At 45.4% G+C, this 1,400-nt stretch carries 1 protein-coding gene; it reads right to left on the bottom strand.

The window, feature by feature from the left end:
- Positions 1 to 117: 117 nt before the first annotated feature.
- On the bottom strand, positions 118 to 1,296 hold the full coding sequence (locus LRR81_RS21100) for an IS256 family transposase (RefSeq protein WP_231791391.1): 1,179 nt from the start codon (positions 1,294 to 1,296) through the stop codon (positions 118 to 120).
- Positions 1,297 to 1,400 lie beyond the last annotated feature (104 nt).

The raw sequence follows: 1,400 nt of genomic DNA, 5'->3' as shown, positions 1-1,400 counted from the left end.
GGCTCTGTCAATAAGTTTGTGTAAATGGTATCCAGACAAAATATACTCTCAGGTTCAGTCCAGGGATTAAGTTGTTTGTTTTTTGAGGGGGGAAGCTAGCTTCCCCCCTCAAAAAATTCATGGCTGCGCTGGGTATCTTTCCTCAAACATTTCGTAGATTTCTTTGCTGGCCAATCCATACCCTGGAGTCGCTTTTGAAGTCCAGGCGGTATTATATTGATGAGAAACCAAATAGACAATTTTTTCGACTGCCTCTATGGAGGGGAGGCTGTTCATGGTTTTCAGGCGCTTCCGTATTTCTTTAATGGTCCGCTCGATCATATTCGTCGTGTAGAGATACTTTCGGATTTGCTTTGGGTACTTGTAGAAGGTCAGGAGGACATCAAGCTGATCTTCCCAGGAGTCCATCAGTTTCTTGTACTTCTTTGTCCACGTTTCCTTCACGGTTTGAAAGGCTTTTTCTGCCTCTTCGAGGTCGTTCGCTGTATAGATGGTTTTAAGATCCTCCGCCATCTTTGGCTGATCAACCTTGCGGACTTGACTCATCGCGTTCCGTACTTTATGGACCACACATCTCTGTACGTCAGCCTTTGGATAGACCTCACGGAAAGCATCCTCCAAGCCTCCCAAGCCATCAAATACCCCGAGCAGCACTTTCTCCAGCCCTCTTTTGCGAAGTCCTTCCAAAATCCCTTTCCACACGTTAGAGGACTCTTGTCCTCCTACAAAGAAGCCCAAAATCTCACGCTTTCCTTCCAGCGTAACCCCCATTACAATGTAGATCGCTTCTTTTTCCACCGTATCCCGGCGGACTTTAAAGAAAAGAGCATCCAGATAGACGACGCAGTAATTTTCTTTAATCGGGCGGACTTGCCAGGCACTGATGTCCTCGCGAATCTTTTCCGTGATATTGGAGACCGTCGCAGCTGAATAACAGTTTCCAAGCATCCGTTCAACGAACTTTCCTACCTGCCTTGTGCTAACCCCGTTTTGGTACAGCGATAAGATGGCTTCTTCCAGCCACCCATCCCTTCTCTGATACGGCTGAAAGATGGCTGTTTGGAAGTCGCCGTTTCGATCTCTTGGTACAGACAGATCATCAATCTTGCCGAATTTCGTATCAAGGGTTCGCTCATAATAGCCGTTCCGGGAGTTCTGGACGTCTTCCTGTTCTACTTTGAGAAAGTTGTGAATTTCCTCTCTCAGCATCATCTCCAGCTTTTCCTGAACAAATTGTTTCACTAGCTCTTCAAGTTGATCCCCAAGGGTTGATTGCGTTATATTAGAGTTGTTCATTAGACAAAGTCTCCTCTCATTATGGTTCTGGACAAACCGAGAGTACTTTGTCTAATGTTTTTTTGTCTAGTAAAACGCCTTACACAAACTTTTATACATCATCG

Origin of the sequence: Metabacillus kandeliae, assembly GCF_021166585.1 — a bacterium.
Lineage (GTDB): Bacteria > Bacillota > Bacilli > Bacillales > Bacillaceae > Metabacillus_B > Metabacillus_B kandeliae.
The sequence above is the reverse complement of the archived record's forward strand: the minus strand, read 5'-3'. Positions and strand labels throughout refer to the sequence as shown.

Bases quoted from the DNA above. Each gene is read 5' to 3' on its own strand.
- LRR81_RS21100 (WP_231791391.1), bottom strand. From the start codon at position 1,296: ATGAACAACTCTAATATAACGCAATCAACCCTTGGGGATCAACTTGAA.